We start from the raw sequence: 24,688 nt of genomic DNA on the forward strand, positions 1-24,688 counted from the left end.
GGAAGGGCCCCTTCTTATCGCCAGGCGATAAGAAGGGGCCCTTCCTTACACCTCGGCGCGCAACGGTGGGGGCAGCGCCCCGGTCTCCACCCAGAGCACCAGATCGTCGGGGCGGCGCCGCGTCATCCGCCGGCGCAGGACACCTGTGGGGTGGGCCGCCGTCCGCATCCGGGCGCCCGCGTAGGGCACGCCGCCGCGCAGCCGCCGGCCCACCGCCAGCCACGCGCACAGGCCGCGTTCCAGCACCCAGGCGGGAGCCGCCAGGCTGGTGTGCGCCGGGAAGACCCGGGCGCCGCCGGCCCGTCGCCGGCCCAGCTCCGCCACGGCGACGGTCGCCAGCCCGGCGCGCAGCAGCAGCCCGGGCCGGCGGGTGGCGAGCGCGACAGCCGTCGCCGGCAGCACCGCCAGCGCGGCGAGCAGCCACACCGGCCGGGCCGTCTCGTCGTACGCCTGGCGGACGCGCTGCCCGAGGAAGTGCGCGGCGGCGGGCGGTAGCCGCCGCACGTACAGCCACGCCGGGGTGGCGGTGCTGCCGCCGTACGCGCGCACGGTGCGGACCAGCTCCAGGTTCTCGAAGAGCACGTCGGGGTCGTAGCCGCCCATCGCCAGGAACGTGCTCCGCCGCACCCCGAGCGTGCCCGGCCAGTCCCCGCCGAACACGCGGGCCAGCAGCGTCCGGCCGGTGTCCCACCAGGCGTGCCAGGGCAGCGGGTCGAAGTGGTTCTGCGGCCGGACCAGGTCCACCCCGTCCAGCAGCTGGTGCACCGCGCACAGGGCCGCCCGGTCGTACCGGACGTCGTCGTCGGCGATCACCACGTGCTCGTGCCGGGCCAGCGCGACGCCGGTGAGCACGCCGAGCACCTTGCCGTTGCGCCCGCGCAGCGCCGGGTCCGGCGGCACGTGCCGGACCAGCCCGCGCCAGGCTTCGGCGTGCCGGGCGAACAGCTCCGGCGCCGATCCGTCGACCACCACCACGTCGACCCACCGGCTCAGCTCGCGCAGGTACCCGGTCAGCTCGTCCAGGCCGCCGTCGTCGTGGGCGCGCAGCGGTAGGACGTACGCCATCGGCAGCCGGACCGGCGCGGACGCGGCGCCCTCGTCGCGTGGCGGCGCGGCGGTCGGTCGGGTCATGTCGTCTCCCCTCGTGCCGGGTGACGCGACTTGCCCGGAATGCGGCTGCTGAAACCGTTTCGGGCGGGCTGTGTCGGGTCGCGCAGCCGGATATCGCGGCCGGCGAGATCGACCCCGGCTCGGCCCGGTTCAGCGCGGCGGGCGTACCCCACCGGCCGGGCGTGCGCCGGGGCGTACCCCGTCGAGCACCAGCCCGGCGGGCGGCAACGCCGGCATGGAGCCGAGGTCGAGCGCCAGGTCCTGCGGCGGTACGCGGTAGCTCATCGCGCCGGTCAGGTTCGTCACCGCCCGCTTCATCAGCTCGATCGTGATCCACTCACCGGCGCAGCGGTGGCCGGTGTAGTGGTCGCCGCCGCCCTGCGGGACCAGGCCGAACGGGTCGTCGCGCCAGCCGGCGAAACGCTCCGGGCGGAACCGTTCCGGCTCGGGCCACACGCCGGGGTGGTGGTTGGTGCCGTACAGGTCGAGCAGCACCCGCCGGCCCTGCGGGAACGCGTACCCCCGCCACTGGAACGAGCGGCGGACCCGGGCCGCGGCGACCGGGAAGAACGGGTAGTAGCGGCGTACCTCCTGCACGAACTGCTCGGTCGCGGCGTCGTCGCCGGGTAGCCGGTCCCGCCAGTGCGGGTGGTCGTGCAGCGCCAGCGCGGCGAAGACCACGTACCGGTCGACCGCGACGGTGGGGCGCAGCACGTTCAGCAGCTCCACGGCGGCGATCCGGCGGGGCAGCGGCAGGCCACGTTCGTCCCGGTGCCCGGCCACGACCGCCAGCGCGCTGCCCTCCGGTGCGGGCACCGCGCCCGCGCGTACCCGCTCGATCAGCTCGCCGGCCCAGCGTTGCGCGTGCCGGCGGCCGAGCCGTCCGCGCCAGTGCCGGGGGCCCAGCGCGGCCGGCGCCTCGATCATCGCGTGCATCTCGGCGGTGCGGCGCGGCACGTCGGCCTCGGCCAGCGGCACCCCGGCCCAGGCCCAGACCGTACGGGTCAGGATCTTTCCCACCTCGTCGTAGAGCACCACCGGGCCGCCTTCGGCCCAGACCGGGATCCGGGCCCGCCACTGCTCGTCGAAGATCTCCCCGAGGCGGCGGATCGCGGCCGGCGTCATGATCGACATGAACATCGCCTTGCGGACCAGGTGGGCCTGCCCGTCGAGGCCCTGCACGCCGCCGACGCCGGTGAGCGTGCGCTGCCCGCGCATCGGCATGGCGCCGCGCCGGACGAACCGCTCCTCGTCGTAGAACAGCTCGGCGGCCTCCCGGCCGCGCAGGCAGATCGTCGGCTCCAGCAGCAGCCGGGTCTGGAAGACGTCGGTGCCGAGGCGGTCGCAGCGGTCGCCGACGAAGCGGTAGCCCTCCCGGAGGAACGCCAGCGTGCTGTCCGGGCTCCGGTCGCTCGGCATGGTGCTCATCTCGGCTGCTCCTGACGCGGTTCGGCGGCGCTGCCTACCTACCCGGGTCGGCGCGGCCGAATCCTCCATTCCAGCAGCTCCGGCCCCGTGGGGGAGGGGCCGGCCACGCGAGCCGGTGCTGGCCCCTCCCCGGGCACGGAAAAGCTGGTTGGCTCGGGTTCGCGGACCGGCGGCGACCGGCCCGCCGCCCGCCGCCGCGACGTCCGGCGGGCGTCACCGACCACGGGGGAGGGCACCGATGCGTGACGACAGGGCGGCACGACGGCACCGCGCGGCACCGGCCCGGCTGCGCGGCGACGGCCGCGACGGGCCGCTGATCGGCACGCCCCGGCGCGCCGCCGGCCGCCCGCCGCGTTACTTCACCGTGCACCTGGGCTTCGCCGCCACCGATCCCGCCGTCGCGCGGGAGCACGCCGTGGCGTACGCCGAAGCACTCGGCCTGCTCCGCCCGGAGCTGGCGCTCGGCGCGGCGGCGCTGTCCCCGGCGGACGCCTGGCACCGCGCCGAGCGGCTGTTCTGCGACGCCGCCGGGCCCGACGGCGAGCGCTGCGCCGACGTGGCCGGTCACCCCGGCTTCCACCACGCGCCCGGCCCGGGCGGGCTCGGCTGGGGCGACGGTGACTGAGGTGCGCTCAGTCCAGGTCGAACTCGCCGTCCTGGGCGCCCGCGACGAACGCGTCCCACTCGGCCTGCGTGAAGACCAGCACCGGCCCGTCCGGCTCGGCGGAGTTGCGCATACCGATCAGGTCGTCGACGAATGCCACTTCGACCGCTCCCTCGGAGGTGTCGCCCTCAGCCCGCTGCCAAACCGCCCGGGAGAGGTCGAAATCGCCCTTGGGGTGCTGACCCATCGCTGTTCCTCCATCGCCATGCGTAACGAGACGGCCCGAGCGGACCTCATCGGGCAGGATAAGCGGATGCCGAGCCTCACCCGTGCAGAGGCGACCGCGCGCCGCGCGTCGATCACCGTCGAGTCCTACGATGTGGACCTCGATCTGACCGGCGACGCCGAGCGGTTCCGCTCCGCCGTCACCATCCGGTTCCGGGCCACCCCCGGAGCCGAGACCTTCGTCGACGTCAAGCCGCGCCGACTCCTCGCCGCCCGCCTCAACGGCCGCGCCCTCGACCCGGCCCTGCTGGCCGGCGACCGGCTGCCGCTGACCGGCCTGGCCGCGACGAACACGCTCACAGTCGAGGCCGAGATGGCCTACTCCAACACGGGCGAAGGGCTGCACCGTTTCGTCGACCCGGCCGACGGCGAGACCTACCTCTACGCGATGTCCTTCCTGGACGACGGGCCGCGCATCTTCGCCGCGTTCGACCAGCCCGACCTGAAGGCGCCGGTGACGCTGACGGTCACCGCGCCGCCGGAGTGGACTGTCGCCGCCAACGGGCCGCTCGCCGACCGCCCCGCGCCCGGGCGCTGGGAGTTCGCCACCACCGAGCCGCTGGCCACCTACTTCGTCTCGCTGATCGCCGGGCCCTGGCACGTGCTGCGCGCCGAGCACGACGGCATTCCGCTCGGCCTCTACTGCCGGCGTTCGCTCGCGGCCCACCTGGACGCCGACGCCGAGGAGGTCTTCACCGTCACCCGGCAGTGCTTCGACCGCTTCCACGAGCTGTTCGCCGAGCGCTACCCGTTCGGCAAGTACGACCAGGCGTTCGTGCCCGAGTTCAACGCCGGCGCGATGGAGAACCCGGGCCTGGTCACGATCCGGGACGACTACGTCTTCCGCTCCGCCGTCACGGACACCCAGCGGGAGCTGCGCGCCACCACCATCGCCCACGAGATGGCGCACATGTGGTTCGGCGACCTGGTCACCATGAGCTGGTGGGACGACCTCTGGCTCAACGAGTCCTTCGCCGAATACCTGGGCACCCGGGTCACCGCCGAGGCGACCCGGTTCGACCGGGCGTGGACCACGTTCGCGAGCCGCCGCAAGGCGTGGGGCTACACCGCCGACCAGCGTCCCTCCACCCACCCGGTGGCACCGGAGGAGGTGGCCGACGCCGCGCAGGCGCTGCTCAACTTCGACGGCATCTCGTACGCCAAGGGCGCCAGCGTGCTGCGCCAGCTCGTCGCCTGGCTCGGTGACGAGGCGTTCCTGGCCGGGCTGAACGCCCACTTCGCGGCGCACCGGTTCGGCAACGCCACGCTCGCCGACCTGCTGGCCGCCCTGGGTACGGCGAGCGGCCGTGACCTGGACGGCTGGGCGGAACGCTGGCTGCGCCGCGCGCAGGTGAACACGCTGCGGGTCGACACCGCTGTGGACGCCGACGGGCGGTGGACCGAGGTGGCGATCGTGCAGACCGCCCCGGCGAGCCACCCGGTGCAGCGGCCGCACCGCATCGGGGTGGCCCACCACACCGCCGACGGCCCGGCGTACCGGTTCGAGGTCGACCTCGACCCCGACGCCGACGGCGGTCGCACGCCGCTGCCGGAGCTGGTCGGGCGGCCCGCCACCGGGCTCGTGCTGCCGAACGCCGGTGACCTGACGTTCGCCAAGATCCGCCTCGACCCGGCCTCGGCGGACGCGGTGCCGCTGCTGCTGCCGGGGCTCGACGACCCGCTGGCCCGGGCGCTGCTCTGGGCCGAGACGCTGGACGCGGTCACCGACGGGGAACGGCCGGCCGGCGCGCTCGCCGGGCTGATCGCGGCGGCGCTGCCCGCCGAGACCGAGGTGACGATCGTCGAGGACGTGCTGCTGCTCAGCCGCCGGCTGATCGACCGCTACCTCGGCCCGCTCGCCCGGGACGCGGCGCTGCTGCGGGTGGCGACCGCCTGCGGGGCGCTGCTCGACTCGGCGCCCGCTGGCGGCTCCCTGCAACTGGCGGCGGTGCGGGGTCTGATCGGCGCCACCACCGACACGGCCATGCTGACCGGCTGGCTCGCCGGCAAGGACGTGCCGCCGGGGCTCGCGGTCGACGCCGACCTGCGCTGGGCGGTGCTGCGCCGGCTCGTGGTGCTCGGCGCCGCCGGTGCGCCGGAGATCGACGCCGAGGCGGACGGCGACCGCAGCGCCACCGGCGCCGAGCAGGCCGCCGCGTGCCGGGCCGCGCTGCCCGACGCCGACGCGAAACGTGCCGCCTGGGAGATCGTCACCCGCAGCACCGAGCTGTCCAACCGGCTCGTCGAGGCGACCGCCGAGGGCTTCTGGCAGCCCGAGCAGGCCGAGCTGACCGCCGGGTACGTGGAGCGCTACTTCACCGACATGCCGGGGGCGGCGCGTCTGCGTACCGCGTGGGTGGCCGACGCGGTCACGGTGGCCGCGTACCCCCGCTACGCCGTGTCGCAACCCACCCGGGAGATGGCCGCGGCGCTGCTGGCCCGCGACGACCTCACGCCCGGCCTGCGGCGATGGGTGACCGACCTGGACGACGACATGCGCCGGGCGCTCGTGGCCCGGACGGCTGTGGCCGCCGCGTCGGCCTGACCGGGGCACGCCGGGCGGGCTGATCCGCCCGGCGTGGCCGACCCCGCCCGGGCCCGTCCGGCGCGCGGCCTACGATCGCTGGGTGGAGGAAGACATCCGGCGGGTCGGCATCATGGGCGGCACGTTCGACCCGATCCACCACGGGCACCTGGTGGCGGCGAGCGAGGTGGCCGACCGGTTCGGCCTGGACGAGGTCGTCTTCGTGCCGACCGGGCAACCGTGGCAGAAGGCGGAGGAAGCGGTCACCCCGGCCGAGGACCGCTACCTCATGACGGTGATCGCCACCGCCTCCAACCCGCGTTTCCAGGTGAGCCGGGTCGACATCGACCGGGGCGGTCCCACCTACACCGTCGACACGCTGCGCGACCTGCACGCCGAGTACGGCCCGAAGGCGCAGCTGTTCTTCATCACCGGCGCGGACGCCCTGGAGCGCATCCTCTCCTGGAAGGACCTGGACGAGGCGCTCGAACTGGCCCACTTCATCGGCGTGACCCGGCCCGGCTTCGAACTCACCGACAAGCACCTCCCGGCCGACTCGGTGAGCCTGGTGCAGGTGCCCGCGATGGCCATCTCCTCGACCGACTGCCGCGCGCGGGTCGCCCGGGGGGAGCCGGTGTGGTACCTGGTGCCCGACGGTGTGGTGCAGTACATCGCGAAACGGCGTCTCTACCAGCGATGATTCGCCCCCTTACATCCCGGTTCATGCCTGAAATCGACCAGAACTGACGAGTCGCCGCACCGCCGGGTGTGAGAGGCTTGGAGGGTCGCACGGTTGATCGAAGGAGAACGGTGACAGTTTCCGAACGCGCGCACGAGCTGGCGATGGCCGCCGCCCAGGCCGCGGCCGACAAGAAGGCACAGGACATCGTCATCATCGACGTGGGCGACCAGCTCGCGATCACCGACGCGTTCCTGCTGGCCGCCGCTCCGAACGAGCGTCAGGTGCTCGCCATCGTCGACGCCATCGAGGAGCGCCTGCTGGAGCTGCCGGAGAAGGCCAAGCCGGTGCGCCGCGAGGGCGAGCGGGGTGGCCGCTGGGTGCTGCTCGACTACGTCGACATCGTGGTCCACGTCCAGCACACCGAGGAGCGCGAGTTCTACGCGCTCGACCGGCTCTGGAAGGACTGCCCGCAGATCCCGTTCACCGATCGCGACCTGGCCGACTCGGCCGCCGGCACCGCTACCGCGGAATGACCCGCCTGATCATCTGGCGGCACGGCAACACCGACTGGAACGCCGCGAGCCGGGTCCAGGGTCAGACCGACGTGCCGCTCAACGACCTCGGCCGGGAGCAGGCCCGCGCCGCGGCGCCGGTGCTGGCCGCGCTGCGCCCGGACGCGATCGTCGCCAGCGACCTGCGCCGGGCCGCCGACACCGCCGCCGCGCTCGCGGCGCTGACCGGGCTGCCGGTCCGCTCCGACGCCCGGCTGCGCGAACGGCACTTCGGCCAGTGGCAGGGCCTCACCCTGACCGAGGTGGCCGAGCGGTTCCCCGACGAGTACGCCCGCTGGCGGGCCGGCGACCCCGACCCCGGCGCCGGCATCGAGCCCCTGGGCGACCTGGGCGCCCGACTCGGCGCCGGGTTCCAGGACGCGGCCGACCTCGCCACCGGCGGCACCGTCGTGGTGACCACCCACGGCGGCGGCGCCCGGCAGGGCGTCGGGCACCTGCTCGGCTGGGACCACACGGTGCTGCGCAGCCTCGGCTCGCTGGCGAACTGCCACTGGACCGAGCTGCGCCACAACGACGGCGTGGAGCGGCGCACCCGCCCGGGCTGGCACCTGCGCGCACACAACGTCGGCCTGATCACCCAGCCGGCGCTCACCGACGCGGTCTGACACCTCCGGCCCCGGCACGTCACAGCACCATCGGCTAGCGTGCCGGTCATGCCCGTCGCGGTCGTCACCGACTCCACCGCCTACCTGCCCCCCGACCTGGTCCGCGCACGCGGGCTCACAGTCGTCCCGCTCACAGTCGTCCTCAACGGCGCGGAAGGGCTGGAGGGCGTCGAGACCTCCCCGGCCGACGCCACCCGCGCGCTGAGCGGCCGGCGGGTCTCGGTGAGCACGTCCCGGCCCGCGCCCGAACAGTTCGCGCAGGTCTACCGCGCGCTGCTCGCCGAGGGCGCCGACGGCGTGGTGTCGGTGCACCTGTCCGCCGAACTGTCCGGCACCGTCGAAGCCGCCCGGCTGGCCGCCGCCGAGGTCGGCGACGACCGCGTCACAGTCGTGGACAGCCGATCCACAGGCATGGGCCTCGGCTTCCCGGCGCTCGCCGCCGCCGCGGCCGCCGCGCGGGGCGCCGACCTGACCGGGGTACGCGACGCGGCGCTGGACGCGGTCGCCCGGACCACCATCTACTTCTACGTCGACACGCTGGAGTTCCTGCGCCGGGGCGGCCGGATCAACGCGGCCGAGGCACTGCTCGGCACCGCCCTCTCGGTCAAGCCGATCATGCACATGCCGGACGGCGCGATCGTGGTCAAGGACAAGGTCCGTACCGCCAGCCGGGGCGTGGCACGCCTGGTCGACCTCGCAGTCGAGGCGGCAGGCGACGCCCCTGTGGACATCGCGGTGCACCACCTCGCCGCGCCGCAGCGGGCCGAGCAGTTGCTGGCGGCGCTGACCGAGCGGCTGGGCGACCGCCTGCACGACACGTACGTCACCGAGGCCGGAGCCGTCGTCGCCGCCCACGCCGGACCTGGGCTGGCCTGCGTGGTGGTTCACCGCCGCACGCCCTAGGGTGGCCGGATGAGCCTGCTGTCGTACGTCGTCACCGGCGGCGGGCGCGGCGTCGGGCGGGCCGTCGTCGAACGGCTGGCCGCCGACGGTGGCACAGTGGTCGTGGTCGAGCGGGACACCGGCGCGCTGGACTGGCTGGCCCGGCATCCGCTCGCCGACCGGCTGCACGCCGTCACCGGGGACGCCGGCGACGAGACGGTCACCGGCCGGGCCGCCGACCGCGCCGAGGCGTACGCGCCGCTGGCCGGCTGGGTCAACAACGCCGCCGTCTTCCGCAACGCCGACCTGCACCGTGCGCCCGCGGGCGAGGTCGTCGACCTGATCGCGCTCAACCTGCGCCCCGCCGTGGCCGGGGCCGCCACCGCCGTACGCCGGTTCCTTGCGGCTGGGACCGGCGGCGCGATCGTCAACGTCTCCTCCCACCAGGCCCGCCGGGCGGTGCCGGGCGCCCTGCCGTACGCCACCGCGAAGGCCGCGCTGGAGGGGCTGACCCGGGCGCTCGCCGTCGACTACGCTCCCCGCGGAATCCGCGCCAACGCGGTCGCGCTCGGCTCCATCCACACCGAACGGCACGCCGCCTACCTCGCCGGACTCGACCCGGAGGAGGCGGCGCACGTCGACGCGGAGGTGGCCCGGCTGCACCCGGCCGGCCGGATCGGGCGTACCGACGAGGTGGCCGAGGTGGTCGCGTTCCTGCTCTCCGACCGCGCCTCGTTCGTCAACGGCGCGACGGTGCCGGTCGACGGAGGACGGGCGGTGCTCGGGCTGGACCCGGAGGCACGTTGACATGACCACGCCCGCCGCCGGCGATCCGTCACCCGGGCACACCTAGCAGAGCCGGGGCTTGATCGGGTGCCTGTCCACAGTGCCCGTGCTGTCCACAGGCGAGGACTCACCGGCCGATGCGGGGCGAGCCGTCGCCGTAGCGTCCCGAGCCGTGCCAGACGACGAGGAGACGACGGTACGGCGGCGGCTCGCCCGGCTGTTCGGGTTCACGGATGCCGCTGCTGTTCCGCCGATCCCCGCTGACCGCTTGGGCGAGTCGGGCAGGGCGGAGCGGTCCTCGCGGCGGCCGGGGCCGTCCCTGTCCGGGCCCGGCACCGTGTCCGGGTCCGGCAGCGTGTCCGGTCTCGGCCGCGTCTCCGGGCCCGGTCGCGTGTCCGGTCTCGGGGAAGCCGGGCCGGTCTTCGGGGCCGGTGCCGGTGCCGGGCCCGCCCTCGGCGTCCCCTGGCCCGATCTCCGAGCTCGGCCCGGGCCTGCTACGGACGAGATCGAGCCGGTTCCCGGCCTGCGCCCCGGCTTTCCAGAGCACGACAGCGGGCGGGAGCATTCGTTCGGGTCGGAGCCAGCCTCCGCCGATCCGGACGCCGACGGCATAGGCGACGCTCCGGCGACCGAGCGTGGGCTCGCGTCGCGGCTGCCCGGCCCCGGGGCGTTCGATCCCGGCCGCCGGGGCGTACGCGCGCTCGCGGCGGTGGCCGCAGTGGTGGTCGTGGTGGCTGCCGTCTGGGCGTGGCGCGCGCGTCCCAGCGCCGAGCCCGTCCAGCCGGTCGCGGCGTCCTCCGAGGCGCCGGTGAGTGCCACGACCGGCGCGGTGCCCGGAGCGCCGATGTCGGCGGGCTCACCCGGTCAGGTGGTCGTCGCGCTCGCCGGCAAGGTCCGGCGTCCCGGCCTCGTCCGCCTCCCGGCCGGCGCGCGGGTGGCCGACGCGATCGAGGCGGCGGGCGGCGCGCTGCCCGGCGTCGACGTGGCGCTGCTCAATCCCGCCCGCAAGGTCACGGACGGGGAGCTGATCCTGGTCGGCGTCACCGCCCCACCCGGGCAGGCCGCACCCGGCCCGGCGGCGGGCGGCGGTGCGCCGGGCGGCTCGGCGGCACCCGCCGGCCCGGTCAACCTCAACACCGCGACGCTGGCCCAGCTCGACGCGCTACCGGGCGTCGGCCCGGTGCTCGCCCAGCGGATCCTCGACCACCGGGACCGCAACGGCGGGTTCCGGTCCGTGTCCGACCTGCGGCAGGTCGACGGCATCGGCGACGCCCGGTACGAGCAGCTCAAGGAACTGGTGACGGTGTGACCGCCCGTCGCGGACCGCGCCGGGCACCGGATCGCCCCGGCCTCGCCGGTGAGAGCGTCCCGAATCGAGTGGGTGCTGCGGCGATCGGCGCGGAGCGGGTGTTGCCCGGCGCTGCGGCGGGTGGTGAGCGTGGCCCGGGCGCTTCCGCAGCCTCCGGCACCACCGACGGTAAGGCGCCGGACCGCGACGTGCCCGACCTGCGGCTGGCCGGACTGGCGGTGGCTGCGTGGCTCGCCGCGTTGGCCGGGCTGCACCTGAGTGTCCGGTCGACCGTGTGGGTGGCCGCTGTCGCCACCGCGCTGGCTCTGCTCACGGGCCTGCACCTGGGCGGCGTGCTGGGGCGGCCGAGCGCGACTGCCCGCCGCTACGGCTGGATCGCGGTCGCCGTACTGCTCGGTGTGCTCTGCGGCGCGGCAGCCACCGGCGCGCGGGTCGCGGTCCGCGACGCCGCCCCGATCCGCGCGCTCGTCACCGACCGTGCCCCGGTCACCGCCGAGCTGGTGCTGCGCGACGATCCCCGCCCGGTACGCGGCGCGCCCGGCCGCCCGCCGATGCTGCTGGTCCGCGTGGATCTGATCCGGCTCACCGGACCCGACGGCGTCCGGGTCACCGGCCCCGTACGCGCGCTGGTGCTCGCCACCGACCCGGCCTGGCGTCCACTGCTCCCCGGGCAGCGGGTCACCAGCCGGGGGAGGCTGGCCGCCCCGCGCGGCGGCGACCTGACCGCCGCCGTGCTCTCCACCGCCGACCCGCCCACGCTGCGCGGCGACGCATCGTGGCCGCAACGAGCGGCAGGGGTGCTGCGGGCCGGGCTGCAACGGGCCTGCGAGCCGCTGCCCGACGCGCCGGGCGGGCTGCTGCCGGGTCTGGTGGTAGGGGACACCAGCCGGCTGCTGCCGGAGGTGGAGGAGGACTTCCGGGCCACCGGGATGACGCATCTCAACGCGGTGTCCGGCTCCAACGTGGCGATCGTCGTCGGAGCGGTGCTGCTGCTGGCCCGCTGGGCGCGCGCCGGCCCGCGTACCGCCGCCGTGCTCTGCGTCCTCGCGCTCGTCGGGTTCGTCATCCTGGTGCGGCCCTCACCGAGCGTGGTACGTGCCGCCGCGATGGGCGCGATCGGGCTCGCCGCGCTCGCCGCCGGGCGGTCCCGGTCGACGCTGCCTGCGCTCGCCACCGCTGTCACCGGGCTGGTCCTGTACGACCCCGACCTCGCGGGCGACCCGGGTTTCGCGTTGTCGGTCTGCGCCACCGGGGGACTGCTGCTGTTCGCGCCGGGATGGCGGGACGCGTTGCGGCGCCGGGGCGTACCGGCCGGGCTCGCCGAGGCGCTCGCGGTGCCTGCCGCCGCGCAACTGGCCTGCGGCCCGGTGATCGCTGGACTGTCCGCGACGGTGAGCCTGGTGGCGGTACCGGCGAACCTGCTCGCGGTGCCGGCCGTCGCGCCGGCCACCGTACTCGGCGTGCTGGCGGCGGTGCTGTCGCCGCTGTGGCCGGGCGGCGCGGAGTTCCTCGCCTGGCTGGCGAGCTGGCCGGCGCGCTGGCTGGTGGCGGTGGCCGCGTACGGCGCGGACCTGCCGGCCGGGAACCTACCGTGGGCGGGTGGGGTGGCAGGGGCCCTGCTGCTGGCGGCGGTGAGCGTGGCGCTGCTGCTCGCCTTCCGGCGACGCCGGGCGCGGCGGCTGATCGCTGTCGTCGTGGTGGCGGTGGTGCTTGGCGCGGTACCGGTGCGGCTGCTCGCCTCCGGCTGGCCGCCGCGCGGCTGGGTGGTGGTGGCGTGCGCGGTGGGGCAGGGGGACGCGGTGGTGCTGCCGGTCGCCGCCGGCCGGGCCGTGGTGGTGGACGCCGGCCCGGAGCCGTCCGGCGTGGACGCCTGCCTGCGCCGCCTGCGCGTACGCGAGGTGCCGTTGCTGGTGGTCAGCCACTTCCACGTCGACCACGTCGGCGGCGTGGCCGGGGTGTTCCGGGGCCGGCGGGTGGGCGCGGTGGTGGGTCCGTCCTGGTCCGAGCCACCCTACGGCGCTGCCCAGGTACGCGAGGCGGCCCGCCGGGCCGGTGCGTCGCTCGCTGCGGTGCAGGCGGGCTGGCGGTGGCGGGCGGGCGCGGTGGACCTGGTCGCGGTCGGGCCGCCGTACCCGCTGCGGGGCAGCCGGTCGGATCCGAACAACAACTCGCTGGTTCTGGCCGCCACCGTGGGCGGGGTACGGATCCTGCTCACCGGTGACGCCGAGACGGAGGAGCAGCGGGCGATGCTGGAGACCACACCGGCCGCCGCGATCCGGGCCGACGTGCTGAAGGTCGCCCACCACGGGTCGGCGTACCAGGCGCCGGAGTTCCTGGCCGCGGTACGCCCGGCGGTGGCTCTCGTGTGCGTGGGCGTCGACAACGACTACGGGCACCCTAACGCCGGGCTGCTGGACCGGCTGACCCGGGGCGGTGCGCGGGTGCTGCGTACCGACACCGACGGGGACGTCGCGGCGGTCCAGGCGGGTGGCGGTCTCGCGGTGGTGAGGCGCGGCGCCGAGTCGGGAGCGCCACGCTGAACCGGGGGGATCTTGTTGCGGTAGATGGGGAATCAAGTCAAATGTCTGGATTTGCGCTGTGTGCGGGCTGCGCCGTCACAGTCCCCGATGAGCAGGCCCGGCCGGGTTGGAGGGCGTGCGAGTATGGGCGACGTGACCCCCGCCGACCTGCCTCCTATTGTGCTCGTCCTCGGCGACGAGGAGCTGCTCGCCACGCGAGCGGTCACCGAAGCCGTCGCCCGGGCCCGCGAGGTCGACCCCGACGTGGACGTGCGGGAATACCAGGCCGGGACGCTCACCGTCGGCGAGATCGCCGAGATGCTCAGCCCGTCGCTGTTCGGCGGTCGCCGGGTGCTCGTGCTCCGCTCCGGCCAGGACGCCCGCAAGGACCTGTCCACCGCGCTGCTGGCGTACGCGAAGAATCCCGACCCGGACGTCCAGCTCGTGGTGCTGCACCTGGGCGGGGCCAAGGGCAAGGCGTTCGCCGACGGTCTGCGGGCGGCGGGCGCCACTGTGGTGCCGGCGGTGAAGCTCAAGGGTGACCGCGAGCGGGCCGCCTTCGTGCGGGACGAGATCCGCCGCATCGGCGGCAAGTGCACGCCCGACGCGGCCGACGCCCTGGTCGCGGCCGTCGGGAACGACATGCGTGAGCTGGCCGCCGCCTGCTCGCAGCTGGTCGCCGACACCGACGGGCGGATCGGCGCTGACACTGTCGCCCGCTACTACCGGGGACGGGCCGAGGTGACAGGCTTCACCGTCGCCGACGCGACGATGGTCGGTGACGTGCCGGGCGCGCTGGAGGCGCTGCGGTGGGCGCTGCACGTCGGCGTGGACCCGGTGCCGATCGCCGATGCGCTGGCCGACGGCGTACGGACCGTCGCCCGGGTCGCCGCCGCCGGCCGGGGCAGCGCGTTCCAGCTGGCCAAGACGCTCGGCATGCCGGCCTGGAAGATCGAGAAGGCCCAGGTACGCGCCCGGGGCTGGACGCCGGAGGGCCTGGTCGAGGCGATGCGGGTGGCAGCCGAGTGCAACGCGGCGGTCAAGGGTGGCGCCGACGACCGGGCGTACGCGCTGGAGCGGGCCGTGTTCTCGGTGGCCGCGGCCCGGCAGGGCGGCGCCCGGTGACCCGAGCGTGGTCGACGGTGGCCACGGACGAGGAGCGGTACCGTCCGCTCTACGCCCGGGTGCTGGGACTGCGCTTCGTCAACCCGGGTGGGGTGCTCTGCTTCCTCTTCTTCGAGGGCGCGGTGGCGCTGGCCGTGCTGCTCGCGCTCGCCGAACTGGTGAGCTGGTGGGCGGTGCTGGTGCTGCCGATCGCGGTGGCGGCGATGGTCAAGCTCAACGACGTGGTGGCCGAGATGGTCGTCCGCACCGCCGCGCAGGTGCCCGAGCAGGAACGAGACCGCTTCCGCCGCCAGATGGAGCCGGTGATCGGGCGAGCCCGGGTGCCCACGAGCGCCCGCGCACTCCCGGGCGGCGCGGCGAGCGTCGGGTCGCTGCCGCGCGGCGCGGTGCCGCCGAGCGCCCGCGCGTGGCCGGGCGGCGCGACCACAGACTCCCGGGGCGTCCGCTACCACCACCCGCAACGCGCGACATTCGACCACCCGAACGAGCAGTAGCGGCCCCGCGCTGCGCGCTCCCGACGCCCCGCGTTGCGCCCTCCGGAGGACGCCCGGCGCTGCGCCTCCCGACACCGCGCCTCCCGACACCGCGCCTCCCGACACCGCGCCCCGCGCTCTCCCGGATGCCTCGCGTCGCGCCTTGCCCCGCAGGGTGCAGCTTTCGCACCTCGTCGCCCGACACCGCGCACCGCGCCCTCCGGACGCCCCGTGCTGTCCCGCCGGAGCGACCGACCGCCGAAGACACCGCCGGGGCCGGATCACCCCGAGATCTTGGTACGAAATGGCCCCCAGAGGGGCCGAAATCGCCCAAGATCTCCGCGCGCTGCGGGAGAGTGCGGACAGGCGGAAGCCCCGTGGCCTCGTGGCCCCGGGGCTTCCGGTGAAATCTGTAGCGCTGGTCAGGCAGAGAACGAGGCGACGCGCTTGGCGATCGCCGACTTCCGGTTGGCCGCCTGGTTCGAGTGGATGACACCCTTGCTGGCAGCCTTGTCCAGCTTGCGGGTGGCCTCACGCATGAGCACGGTGGCCTTCTCGGTGTCGCCCGCCTCGGCAGCCTCGTGGAACTTCCGGATGGCGGTCTTCAGCGACGACTTGACCGACTTGTTACGCAGCCGGCGCTTCTCGTTCTGCCGGTTGCGCTTGATCTGGGACTTGATGTTCGCCACGCGACAGCCTCGTCTTGATAGCTCGGGTTGGTCTGCTTACGCGCACGACGAGCATGCGTCATCGCCGCGCGAAAAGCCAGGCTACCAGGTCGGCCCCGGACGAGCCAAAACGCCTCCGCCCAGCCTGGTCGAGCGGCGCGCCACGTCGGGGAGGTGGTGGGGTCAGGGCCCGTGGGATGCCGCCACCTCGCCGAACTGGTGTGGATCAAGGGGTAGGGGTGGGGCGTGCCCAGGACCAGCCCCGGCGCTCGGCCAGCCAGCCGAGCGCCTGCTCCCCGCTCCAGCGCTGGTGGGCGCGCAGGTGCGGGGAGGCGGTGGACGGTCCGGCGGCGGCGCCGGTCAGGAAGTACCCGGCCAGCGCGGCGAGCGTCACGTCCAGCGCATCAGCGGGCGCACCTGCCGCCGCCGGGTGGCCGGCGAACGCGGCGTCCGCGTCCAGGCCGCCGGCGTACGCGGTGAGCAGCAGCCCGGCCAGGTCGAACCAGGCCGGCCCGTGGCAGAGCCAGGGCCAGTCGCACAGCCACGCCCGCCCGTCGGAGTCGATCAGGAGGTTGTCCACCCGCAGGTCGCCGTGGGCCAGTCCGGGGGCGGCGTCGGCGTACCCGGGCAGGCGCGACTCCAGCGCGACCAGCTCGGCCAGCGGGGCGCCGGCGGCCTGCTCGGGCAACGGCTCGCGCCGGGCGGCCACCTCGCCCCACCAGAGGATGTCGTCGCGGGCCAGGTCCGCGAGGCGGGGGAGCCGGAGCGCGGCCAGCTCCGCGGGCGGTTCGGCGAGCGCGGCGGCCACCTGGGCGTACGTGGCGAGGGCGGCGTCCAGCTCGGCCGGCGCCCAGGGCAGCCGGGGGGTGTGACCGTCGATCGCGTCGAGCGCGAGTGCGTACCAGCCGGACTCGGTGAGCGCCCAGCGCGGCCGGGGCACCGGCAGACCGGCCGGGAGCCGGGCCAGGATCGCCGCCTCGTGGGCGTACCAGTCGACCAGGTGCCGCTGCCCGTCGAGTGCCGCCGCCTTGACGAACACGCTCTCCCCGGCAGGGCCGGTCAGCACGGCGGCGAAGCCGCTGGTGAACCCGCCGCCTGCCACCCGGACCGCCGCCGGCGGGCCGCCGATCCGGGCGGCCAGCGCGTCCCGCAGTCCGGCCGGCAGGTCGGCCCAGCCGGGCCGTACGGCCGTCGACCCGTACGGAACGGGCGGTAGGGAGATCGCGCGCACCGCACCATGCTGCCGCACCGCCGCACCGCCGCACCGCCGCACGTCGCACCGGCACGTCGGTGGGCTCTGCCAGACTGCCCACCATGAGGACCGACGAGTTCTGGCAGTTGATCGACGAGGCCCGCGCCGGCGCCGGGGGAGAGCCCGACGCGGTCGCCGCCCGGGCGGTCGCACTGCTGGCCGAGTGCGACCCGGAGGAGATCGTCGGATACGCCCACCACCAGCGGCGGGTGCTCGCCGCCTCCTACAAGGTCGACCTGTGGGGCGCGGCCTACCTGATCAACGGGGGCGCCTCGGACGACGGCTTCGAGTACTTCCGGGGCTGGCTGATGACCCAGGGGCGGGCGGTGTTCGCGCGGGCGGTCGGCGACCCGGACGCGCTGGCCGAGCTGCCGCAGGTCCGGGCCGCCGCGCTCAGCGGCGAGGAGTTCGAGTGCGAGCAGATGCTGGCGGTGCCGTGGGACGCGTACCGGAAGGCCACCGCGTCCGACCTGCCGGCCGAGCGTGACCCGGTCCCGGTGCCCGATCTGAACGACTTCTGGGACTTCGACGACGAGGAGGAGGCCCGCCGCCGCCTGCCGAGGCTGGCCGCCCTCTTCGTCGAGCCACCCGCGGAATAGTCGGGCCACCCCTGGAATAGCGGTGGAGTGAAGGGGGAGCCCGGGCGCGCCCCGGGCGACGTGGGACCATGGAGGGGGCCGGCGGCGCGCCGGCCCGCTCACGTCAGCCGACCAGAACGGACCGCTGTGCCACCGACGCTCGATCCCGGCGCGAACGCTCCTGGTGCCACCGACCCGGCGCGCATCCGGAACTTCTGCATCATCGCCCACATCGACCACGGGAAGTCGACCCTGGCCGACCGGATGTTGCAGCTCACCGGTGTGGTCGACCCGCGGCAGATGCGCGCCCAGTACCTGGACCGGATGGACATCGAGCGCGAGCGCGGCATCACCATCAAGAGCCAGGCCGTGCGGATGCCGTGGACGATCCGCGAGGGCGACCGGGCCGGTGAGACCGCCGTGCTCAACATGATCGACACCCCGGGCCACGTGGACTTCACCTACGAGGTGTCCCGTTCGCTCGCCGCCTGCGAGGGCGCGATCCTGCTCGTCGACGCCGCGCAGGGCATCGAGGCGCAGACGCTCGCCAACCTCTACCTGGCGCTCGAGAACGACCTGCACATCATCCCGGTGCTCAACAAGATCGACCTGCCGGCCGCCCAGCCGGAGAAGTACGCCGAGGAGCTGGCCCACCTGATCGGCGGCGACCCGGCGGACTGCATCAGGGTCTCCGGCAAGACCGGCGAGGGCGTGCCCTACCTCCTGGACGAGATCGTCAGGCAGTTCGTGCCGCCGGTGGGCGAGGCCGAGTCGCCGGCCCGCGCGATGATCTTCGACTCGGTGTACGACGTCTACCGGGGCGTGGTCACGTACGTCCGGGTGATCGACGGCCGGATCTCGGCCCGGGACCGGATCAAGATGATGTCCACCGGCGCCGTCCACGAGCTGCTGGAGATCGGCGTCATCTCGCCGGAGATGGTGAAGGCCGACGCGCTCGGCGTCGGCGAGGTGGGCTACCTGATCACCGGCGTGAAGGACGTGCGCCAGTCCCGGGTCGGTGACACGGTCACCATCAACAACAACCCGGCCAAGGAGGCCCTCGGCGGTTACAAGGACCCGAAGCCGATGGTCTACTCGGGGCTCTACCCGATCGACGGCTCGGACTACCCGAACCTGCGTGAGGCGCTGGACAAGCTCAAGCTCAACGACGCCGCGCTGGTCTACGAGCCGGAGACCTCCGGCGCGCTGGGCTTCGGCTTCCGCTGCGGCTTCCTCGGCCTGCTGCACCTGGAGATCATCCGGGAGCGGCTGGAGCGGGAGTTCAACCTCGACCTGATCTCCACCGCGCCGAACGTGGTCTACCGGGCCATCCAGGAGGACGGCGAGGAGATCGTGGTCACCAACCCGAGCGAGTACCCGACCGGCAAGATCGCCGAGGTGTACGAGCCGACGGTGCGGGCCACGGTGCTGACCCCGAACGACTACGTCGGCGCCGTGATGGAGCTGTGCCAGGGTCGCCGGGGCAGCCTGCTCGGCATGGACTACCTCTCCGCCGACCGGGTGGAGCTGCGCTACACGCTGCCGCTGGCCGAGATCATCTTCGACTTCTTCGACCAGCTCAAGAGCCGCACCAAGGGTTACGCCTCGCTCGACTACGAGCCCTCCGGCGAGCAGGCGTCCGACCTGGTGAAGGTCGACATCCTGCTGCACGGCGAGCCGGTCGACGCGTTCAGCGCGATCGTGCACAAGGACAAGGCGTACACGTACGGCACGACGATCGCGGCGAAGCTGCGCACGCTGATCCCGCGCCAGCAGTTCGAGGTGCCGATCCAGGCGGCCATCGGCAGCCGGGTGATCGCCCGGGAGACCATCCGCGCGATCCGCAAGGACGTGCTCGCCAAGTGCTACGGCGGTGACATCAGCCGGAAGCGCAAGCTGCTGGAGAAGCAGAAGGAGGGCAAGAAGCGGATGAAGATGGTGGGCCGGGTGGAGGTCCCTCAGGAGGCGTTCATCGCGGCGCTCTCGTCCGACTCCGGCGACGGCAAGCCCGCCGGCAAGAAGTAGCCGCCAGAGCCCACGAACCGGCCGGCGTCCCCTCGCAGGGGCGCCGGCCGTTCGCGTACCCAGGAAATTTTCAGCTGCTGGCAGCGCTCCCACCTGCGGGTTCGTCCCGGCCGGGGGAGCGGCGGCCGATGCCGCCGGTTTCGGTTTTCGATGCGTCGGGCACTTAGCGGGCACGACAGCAAACGCACAGAACGTGCGAAATCGCTTTAGGAGGACCGACCGTGGAGTTCACCGTCTGGGGCATCATCACCGCGCTCGTCGTGGGTCTGATCGTCGGCGCGCTGGGCCGGCTGGTCGTGCCGGGCCGGCAGAACATGCCGATGTGGCTGCACATGGTGATCGGTGTCGGCGCGGCGCTGCTGGGCACCGTCCTGGCCCGCGCGCTCGGCATCGCCACGCAGACCGCCGGCATCGACTGGGCCGAGCTGGCCGTGCAGGTCGTGCTCGCCGCCATCGCTGTGGCCCTGGTGGCCGGCGTCGGCCGTCGCCGCAGCGTCTCGCGTTACTGATCGACGCACCACGCGCCTCGACGGGCGCCCGGCCTCACCGGCCGGGCGCCCGTCGGCGTATTCGAGGCATTGAACCCCGTCGGTGTGCCGGGACCGCCCGCCGCGCCGGGTTTCGGGGAGAAGCAGCAGGTCAGGGTACGTCTGCACAATTCGTCATCGGAGTCGGTTTGGATTTCCGGGCGGTCGGGAACTTAGCGATCACGACAGTGAACACACAAAAACGTGTGACCGGATCTTAAGGAGGAGGGCGACCATGGAGCTCACCGTTTGGGGCATCATCACCGCGCTGGTCGTTGGTCTGATCGTCGGCGCGCTGGGCCGGCTGGTCGTGCCGGGCCGTCAGAACATGCCGATCTGGCTGCACATGCTGATCGGTGTCGGCGCCGCGCTTCTGGGCACGATCGTGGCCCGGGCCTCCGGCTTCGCCGAGACCGCCGGTATCGACTGGCGCGAGCTGATGCTGCAGGTGCTCTTCGCCGCGATCGGCGTGGCCCTGGTGGCCGGCGTCGGCCGTCGCCGCGGCGTCTCGCGCTACTGACCCCGCACCACGCGCCTCGACGGGCGCCCGGCCTCACCGGCCGGGCGCCCGTCGGCGTATGTGAGCCCTGAACTGCCCGGACGGCATCGATGTCGGCCGGGCCTCCGGCTGCGATACGGTCGCCTGTGCCCTCCGTCACGAACACCCCCTGTTGTAAAGGAAATTTTCCTACTAAGGTGCGGCGGAGAAGGTTAGTGCCAAACGGCCCTGAGGGAGATATGGCGTGAACAGGTGGAAGCGGCTGGCTCCGGTCACCGCCATCGTGGCGTCGGCCGCGTTGGTGCTGACCGCATGCGGTGGCTCCGGCGACGACGACAAGGCCGCCGACAACAGCAAGCTCACTGTGTGGATGATGGGTGAGGGCGGCGACGCCCAGACCAAGTTCCTCGACAGCGTCGAGGCGGAGTTCAAGAAGAAGCACCCCGAGACCGACGTCGTGGTGCAGTACATCCCCTGGCTCGAGGCGCCGAAGAAGTTCCAGGCCGCGCTCGCCGGCGGGGAGGGCCCGGACGTCACCGAGCTGGGCAACACCGAGACCCAGGGCTGGGCCGCGCAGGAGGCCCTGGCCGACGTCTCGGACAAGTTCAACGGCTGGTCCGAGGGCAAGGACATCCTGCCCGACCTGGTCAAGAACGCCCAGCTCGACGGCAAGCAGTACGGCGTGCCGTGGTACGCCGGCGTGCGCGCCGTCTACTACCGCACCGACTGGTTCGCCGAGGCGGGCGTGAAGACGCCGACGAACTGGGACGAGATGGTCGCCGCCGCGAAGGCCGTGCAGGCCAAGAAGCCGGGCACCTACGGCATCGCCCTGCCCGGCAACTCCGAGCTGCCGTTCTACTCCTTCCTCTGGGGTGCCGGCGGGGAGATCGCGACCAAGGAGGGTGACAGCTGGAAGTCCGGCTACAACACCCCCGAGGCGCAGAAGGCGGTCAAGTTCTGGACCGACCTGGTGACAGTGCACAAGGTCGCCCCGCCGGCCGCCGCCGGGTGGAACGAGGTCGACGCCCGTACCCAGTTCGCCACCGGCAAGGCCGCCATGGCGTTCGCCGGTAGCTGGCAGGGCGGCGCGATGAAGAAGGACAACCCCGACATCGAGAAGGTGTGGGGTACGTTCCCGATCCCCGGCCCGGACGGCAAGCCCGCCCCGGCGTTCGCCGGCGGCTCCGACATCGCCATCTGGAAGGACAGCGAGCGGCAGGCGCTGGCCTGGGACTACATGACCGTGCTGCTGAGCAAGCAGAAGGACAAGGAGTTCGCCAGCAGCCTCGGCTTCTTCCCGGTCTACCAGGATCTGGTGAGCAGCGGCGACTACGCCAGTGACAAGGTGATGGCCGCGTTCGCCACCGCCATCCAGAACACCAAGCTGACCCCGCTCACCCCGAAGTGGGTCGAGGTCAGCCGGACCAAGACGGTGACCCAGGCGATGAACAGCTCGGTCATCAAGGGCCAGAAGACGGTCGAGAAGGCCACCGCCGACGCGGCCACCGAGATGGAAAGCATCCTCAACGCCAAGTGACCACGCTGACCGAGGCCACCGGCGAGGCCGCCGCGCGGGAGACCCCCGCGCGGCGGCGCCGTCGCCGGGTGGACCACCTTCCGTACCTGCTCCTCCTGCCCTGCCTGGCGATCATCGCCGTGTTGCTGCTCTGGCCGCTCGGCCAGGTCGTGTGGATGTCCTTCCACAAGCTGGACAGCGTCCGGCAGTTGCGCGGCGACCGCGAGTGGCCGTGGGTCGGCCTGGCCAACTACGCGCAGATCCTCGGCGACCCGTTCTTCCGTACGGTGCTGCGCAACACGGTGCTGTTCGCGCTCGCCAACGTGGCGCTCACGATGATCCTCGGCACGCTGGTCGGGCTGCTGCTCAACCGCCTGGGCAAGAAGATGGCCACGTTCGTGGCGAGCTGCGTGATGCTCGCCTGGGCCACCCCGGCGCTGACCGGCACCATCGTCTGGAAGTGGATCTTCGACGACACGAGCGGCCTGGTCACCTGGCTGTTCAACAAGCTCCCGGACGGGCTCTCGACGGCGCTGTTCGGGCGCAGCGACTGGACCGGGTACGGCTGGTTCAACGACCCGCTGCTGTTCTTCGCCATCCTGACGCTCGTGGTGGTCTGGCACTCGTTCCCGTTCATCGCGGTGAGCGTCCTGGCCGGGCTCAAGAGCGTGCCGACGGAGTTGCAGGAGGCGGCCCGGGTCGACGGCGCCGGGCCGTGGAAGGTCTTCTGGTCGGTGACGTTCCCGGTCCTGCGGCCGGTCTTCGGCATCCTCGTGGTGCTCTCCACGATCTGGGACTTCAAGGTCTTCACCCAGCAGTTCGTGCTGGCCGGCGGCACCCAGGACCGGTCCACGTTCATGCTGTCGATCTACTCGTACGCGGAGGCGTTCTCACCACCGCCCAAGTACGGCCTCGGCTCGGCCATCGCGGTCATCCTCACCGTGATCCTGCTCGTGGTGACCGCCCTGTACGTCCGCATGGTGCTGCGGCAGGAGGACGAATGATGAAGAAGATCGCCCTCAACGGCGCGGGCCTGCTGGTCGCGCTCTTCGCCGCGTTCCCGGTCTACTGGATGGTGGCGACCTCGCTGAAGCCCAACCGGGAGATCTTCTCGTCCACCCCCCGGCCGGTGCCGGCGGAGCCGACGCTGGAGCACTACCGGGAGATCCTCACCGGCAACCTGATCCCGGGCGTCACGTTCGCCGACTTCTTCCTCAACAGCGCCCTCGTCGCGCTGGCGACGGTGCTGCTGAGCGGGCTGGTCGCGCTGCTCGCCGCGACCGCTGTGGCCCGGTTCCGGTTCAAGCTGCGCACCACGTTCCTGATCATGCTGCTGGTGGTGCAGATGATCCCGCTGGAGGCGCTGGTCATCCCGCTGTTCCTGATGATCCAGCGGCTCGGCCTCTACAACACGCTGCCCAGCCTGATCCTCACGTACCTCGGCTTCTCGCTGCCGTTCGCGGTCTGGATGCTGCGCGGCTTCGTCGCCGCGGTGCCGAAGGAACTGGAGGAGGCCGCCGCCATCGACGGCGCCAGCCGGGCCCAGACGTTCCGCAAGGTGCTGTTCCCGCTCGTCGCGCCCGGCCTGGTCGCCACCAGCATCTTCTCGTTCATCACCGCGTGGAACGAGCTGATCTTCGCGCTGACCTTCATCAACGACCAGCAGAAGTACACGCTGCCGGTGGCCATGACGTTCTTCTTCGGCCGGGACGACACCGCCTGGGGCTCGGTGATGGCGGCGTCCACGCTGTTCACCCTGCCGGTGATCGTCTTCTTCCTGCTGGTGCAGCGCCGGATGGTCTCCGGCCTCGTCGCGGGAGCCGTGAAGGGCTGACCCGGCGGGCCGGTCAGGCCGCGGCGAACACCTCGGCCCGCACCTCGGTGGCCGGGTCGCCCTTCACCCGGGCCCAGGAGCCCTGCGCGGCGGTCCACTCCAGGTTGCCGAAGCGGACCTTCTTCACGCCGTGATCGTCGGCGTGCGAGACCAGCCAGTGCGCGTACCGCCAGCCGTTGCGGTCGTCGCCCGCCGGCACGGTGAGCGCGGTCAGGTCCGTCGCAGTGGCCAGCCGGGGCAGCCCCCAGTCCAGCGACAGGCTCTCCAGCACGGCGCTGGCGGCAGCCGGCCCGCGCATCGTCGGCGGCGAGCTGACCGTGCAGGCCACCGCGCCGGTCGCGTGGCCGAGCAACGCGCGGGTGAGGACCTCCGACTCGTCCGCCCACTTCTGGTACGCCTCGGGGAACGCCGACCGCTGCACCCGCTGGGCGGCGTCGGTGATCCGCATCCGCTCCCAGCCCTTGACCTTCTTCAGCGCGGCGTAGAACTTGTTCGCCGCGTACCGCGGGTCCTGGATCTCCTCCGGGCTGCCCCAGCCCTGGCTCGGGCGCTGCTGGAACAGACCGAGCGAGTCGCGGTCGCCGTGGGCGATGTTGCGCAGGTGCGACTCCTGGTAGGCGGTCGCCAGCGCCACCACCACCGCCCGCTCGGGCATCCGGCGCTGCATCCCGATGGCCGCGATGGTGGCCGCGTTCGCCATCTGGTCGGCGCCGAGCACCACCTCGCCGTCGGCCTTCACGGTGCAGGTCCGGCTGGCCAGGGGGAGCCGCAGGTGCTCGCCGAACTGCTTGGTCACGACGTAGACCGCGAGCAGTGCCAGCACGCACACCGCCACCCCAGATGCCACGATCGCCGCTCGCGTCCGCACCCGCACCCCCTGTCCCG

Annotated in this window: 24 protein-coding genes; 18 read left to right on the forward strand and 6 right to left on the reverse strand. The window is 73.5% G+C overall.

Annotation, left to right across the window (positions count from 1 at the left end; genetic code table 11):
* Window positions 1-45: 45 nt before the first annotated feature.
* Together FB454_RS17495 and FB454_RS17500 are read right to left on the reverse strand one after the other, a co-directional pair.
* Entirely contained in the window at window positions 46-1,131 is a 1,086-nt protein-coding gene (locus FB454_RS17495; RefSeq protein WP_145823194.1) for a glycosyltransferase family protein, read from the reverse strand.
* A gap of 129 nt (window positions 1,132-1,260) precedes the next feature.
* Complete coding sequence (locus FB454_RS17500; protein ID WP_145823195.1) at window positions 1,261-2,538, reverse strand: cytochrome P450; 1,278 nt, start codon at window positions 2,536-2,538, stop codon at window positions 1,261-1,263.
* 238 nt (window positions 2,539-2,776) lie between these two features.
* On the opposite strand from FB454_RS17500, the gene FB454_RS17505 reads away from it, so the two are divergent.
* The gene (locus FB454_RS17505; RefSeq protein WP_145823196.1) at window positions 2,777-3,163 is read left to right on the forward strand and encodes a hypothetical protein; all 387 of its coding nucleotides are present in this window, start codon (window positions 2,777-2,779) and stop codon (window positions 3,161-3,163) included.
* Window positions 3,164-3,170: 7 nt separating this feature from the next.
* Here FB454_RS17505 and FB454_RS17510 read toward each other — a convergent pair whose 3' ends face one another.
* Window positions 3,171-3,389: a DUF397 domain-containing protein gene (locus FB454_RS17510; RefSeq protein WP_013287999.1), complete on the reverse strand. Its 219-nt coding sequence runs from the start codon at window positions 3,387-3,389 to the stop codon at window positions 3,171-3,173.
* Between the two features lie 66 nt (window positions 3,390-3,455).
* Here FB454_RS17510 and pepN point away from each other — a divergent pair, with 66 nt between their 5' ends.
* The 10 genes from pepN (at window position 3,456) to FB454_RS17565 (ending at window position 14,925) form a co-directional block, all read left to right on the forward strand.
* Window positions 3,456-5,972, forward strand: a complete 2,517-nt coding sequence (gene pepN, locus FB454_RS17515; protein ID WP_145823197.1) for an aminopeptidase N — start codon at window positions 3,456-3,458, stop codon at window positions 5,970-5,972.
* Window positions 5,973-6,054: 82 nt separating this feature from the next.
* Window positions 6,055-6,651 carry a nicotinate-nucleotide adenylyltransferase gene (gene nadD, locus FB454_RS17520; RefSeq protein ID WP_013475510.1) on the forward strand — a complete coding sequence of 199 codons (597 nt, stop codon included), beginning with the start codon at window positions 6,055-6,057 and terminating at the stop codon, window positions 6,649-6,651.
* 110 nt (window positions 6,652-6,761) lie between these two features.
* On the forward strand, window positions 6,762-7,166 hold the full coding sequence (gene rsfS / locus FB454_RS17525) for a ribosome silencing factor (protein ID WP_013287996.1): 405 nt from the start codon (window positions 6,762-6,764) through the stop codon (window positions 7,164-7,166).
* Window positions 7,163-7,810, forward strand: a complete 648-nt coding sequence (locus FB454_RS17530) for a histidine phosphatase family protein (RefSeq protein WP_013287995.1) — start codon at window positions 7,163-7,165, stop codon at window positions 7,808-7,810. The genes rsfS and FB454_RS17530 overlap by 4 nt, the downstream gene beginning before the upstream one ends.
* 48 nt (window positions 7,811-7,858) lie before the next feature.
* Complete coding sequence (locus FB454_RS17535; protein WP_091330979.1) at window positions 7,859-8,713, forward strand: DegV family protein; 855 nt, start codon at window positions 7,859-7,861, stop codon at window positions 8,711-8,713.
* 9 nt (window positions 8,714-8,722) lie between these two features.
* Complete coding sequence (locus FB454_RS17540) at window positions 8,723-9,499, forward strand: SDR family NAD(P)-dependent oxidoreductase (protein ID WP_013287993.1); 777 nt, start codon at window positions 8,723-8,725, stop codon at window positions 9,497-9,499.
* Between the two features lie 502 nt (window positions 9,500-10,001).
* Complete coding sequence (locus FB454_RS17550; protein WP_369830090.1) at window positions 10,002-10,787, forward strand: ComEA family DNA-binding protein; 786 nt, start codon at window positions 10,002-10,004, stop codon at window positions 10,785-10,787.
* A gap of 188 nt (window positions 10,788-10,975) precedes the next feature.
* Complete coding sequence (locus FB454_RS17555) at window positions 10,976-13,327, forward strand: ComEC/Rec2 family competence protein (protein WP_013287991.1); 2,352 nt, start codon at window positions 10,976-10,978, stop codon at window positions 13,325-13,327.
* Window positions 13,328-13,450: 123 nt separating this feature from the next.
* Window positions 13,451-14,431, forward strand: coding sequence for a DNA polymerase III subunit delta (gene holA, locus FB454_RS17560; protein WP_013287990.1), 981 nt, complete (start codon window positions 13,451-13,453; stop codon window positions 14,429-14,431).
* Entirely contained in the window at window positions 14,428-14,925 is a 498-nt protein-coding gene (locus FB454_RS17565) for a hypothetical protein (RefSeq protein ID WP_013287989.1), read from the forward strand. Before holA ends, FB454_RS17565 begins: the two co-directional genes overlap by 4 nt.
* A gap of 401 nt (window positions 14,926-15,326) precedes the next feature.
* Here the strand turns inward: FB454_RS17565 and rpsT are convergent, their stop codons facing one another.
* Together rpsT and FB454_RS17575 are read right to left on the reverse strand one after the other, a co-directional pair.
* Window positions 15,327-15,593, reverse strand: coding sequence for a 30S ribosomal protein S20 (gene rpsT, locus FB454_RS17570; RefSeq protein WP_013287988.1), 267 nt, complete (start codon window positions 15,591-15,593; stop codon window positions 15,327-15,329).
* A gap of 205 nt (window positions 15,594-15,798) precedes the next feature.
* A complete protein-coding gene (locus tag FB454_RS17575) occupies window positions 15,799-16,803 on the reverse strand; it encodes a phosphotransferase family protein (protein ID WP_083791346.1) in 1,005 nt (334 codons plus the stop codon).
* Window positions 16,804-16,886: 83 nt separating this feature from the next.
* Between FB454_RS17575 and FB454_RS17580 the strand changes: the two genes are divergently transcribed.
* From FB454_RS17580 to FB454_RS17610, 7 genes are all read left to right on the forward strand, one after another.
* Complete coding sequence (locus FB454_RS17580) at window positions 16,887-17,423, forward strand: DUF4240 domain-containing protein (RefSeq protein WP_013287986.1); 537 nt, start codon at window positions 16,887-16,889, stop codon at window positions 17,421-17,423.
* Between the two features lie 126 nt (window positions 17,424-17,549).
* Window positions 17,550-19,427, forward strand: coding sequence for a translation elongation factor 4 (gene lepA, locus FB454_RS17585; protein ID WP_013287985.1), 1,878 nt, complete (start codon window positions 17,550-17,552; stop codon window positions 19,425-19,427).
* A gap of 221 nt (window positions 19,428-19,648) precedes the next feature.
* Window positions 19,649-19,936 carry a GlsB/YeaQ/YmgE family stress response membrane protein gene (locus tag FB454_RS17590; RefSeq protein WP_013287984.1) on the forward strand — a complete coding sequence of 96 codons (288 nt, stop codon included), beginning with the start codon at window positions 19,649-19,651 and terminating at the stop codon, window positions 19,934-19,936.
* A gap of 253 nt (window positions 19,937-20,189) precedes the next feature.
* A complete protein-coding gene (locus FB454_RS17595) occupies window positions 20,190-20,474 on the forward strand; it encodes a GlsB/YeaQ/YmgE family stress response membrane protein (protein ID WP_013287983.1) in 285 nt (94 codons plus the stop codon).
* Window positions 20,475-20,697: 223 nt separating this feature from the next.
* Window positions 20,698-21,990: a sugar ABC transporter substrate-binding protein gene (locus tag FB454_RS17600; RefSeq protein ID WP_013287982.1), complete on the forward strand. Its 1,293-nt coding sequence runs from the start codon at window positions 20,698-20,700 to the stop codon at window positions 21,988-21,990.
* Window positions 21,987-22,973, forward strand: a complete 987-nt coding sequence (locus FB454_RS17605) for a carbohydrate ABC transporter permease (RefSeq protein ID WP_013287981.1) — start codon at window positions 21,987-21,989, stop codon at window positions 22,971-22,973. The genes FB454_RS17600 and FB454_RS17605 overlap by 4 nt, the downstream gene beginning before the upstream one ends.
* A complete protein-coding gene (locus tag FB454_RS17610; protein WP_013287980.1) occupies window positions 22,970-23,803 on the forward strand; it encodes a carbohydrate ABC transporter permease in 834 nt (277 codons plus the stop codon). The genes FB454_RS17605 and FB454_RS17610 overlap by 4 nt, the downstream gene beginning before the upstream one ends.
* Before the next feature lie 13 nt (window positions 23,804-23,816).
* Here FB454_RS17610 and FB454_RS17615 read toward each other — a convergent pair whose 3' ends face one another.
* Window positions 23,817-24,677: a hypothetical protein gene (locus FB454_RS17615; protein WP_030274634.1), complete on the reverse strand. Its 861-nt coding sequence runs from the start codon at window positions 24,675-24,677 to the stop codon at window positions 23,817-23,819.
* Window positions 24,678-24,688: the final 11 nt, after the last annotated feature.

The sequence above is a fragment of the Micromonospora sp. CNZ297 genome (genome assembly GCF_007827625.1).

Coding starts and splice junctions, on each gene's coding strand:
- FB454_RS17495 (WP_145823194.1), bottom strand. CDS start 1,131: ATGACCCGACCGACCGCCGCGCCGCCACGCGACGAGGGCGCCGCGTCC.
- FB454_RS17500 (WP_145823195.1), bottom strand. CDS start 2,538: ATGAGCACCATGCCGAGCGACCGGAGCCCGGACAGCACGCTGGCGTTC.
- FB454_RS17505 (WP_145823196.1), top strand. CDS start 2,777: ATGCGTGACGACAGGGCGGCACGACGGCACCGCGCGGCACCGGCCCGG.
- FB454_RS17510 (WP_013287999.1), bottom strand. CDS start 3,389: ATGGGTCAGCACCCCAAGGGCGATTTCGACCTCTCCCGGGCGGTTTGG.
- pepN (WP_145823197.1), top strand. CDS start 3,456: ATGCCGAGCCTCACCCGTGCAGAGGCGACCGCGCGCCGCGCGTCGATC.
- FB454_RS17530 (WP_013287995.1), top strand. CDS start 7,163: ATGACCCGCCTGATCATCTGGCGGCACGGCAACACCGACTGGAACGCC.
- FB454_RS17535 (WP_091330979.1), top strand. CDS start 7,859: ATGCCCGTCGCGGTCGTCACCGACTCCACCGCCTACCTGCCCCCCGAC.
- FB454_RS17540 (WP_013287993.1), top strand. CDS start 8,723: ATGAGCCTGCTGTCGTACGTCGTCACCGGCGGCGGGCGCGGCGTCGGG.
- holA (WP_013287990.1), top strand. CDS start 13,451: ATGGGCGACGTGACCCCCGCCGACCTGCCTCCTATTGTGCTCGTCCTC.
- FB454_RS17580 (WP_013287986.1), top strand. CDS start 16,887: ATGAGGACCGACGAGTTCTGGCAGTTGATCGACGAGGCCCGCGCCGGC.
- FB454_RS17595 (WP_013287983.1), top strand. CDS start 20,190: ATGGAGCTCACCGTTTGGGGCATCATCACCGCGCTGGTCGTTGGTCTG.
- FB454_RS17610 (WP_013287980.1), top strand. CDS start 22,970: ATGATGAAGAAGATCGCCCTCAACGGCGCGGGCCTGCTGGTCGCGCTC.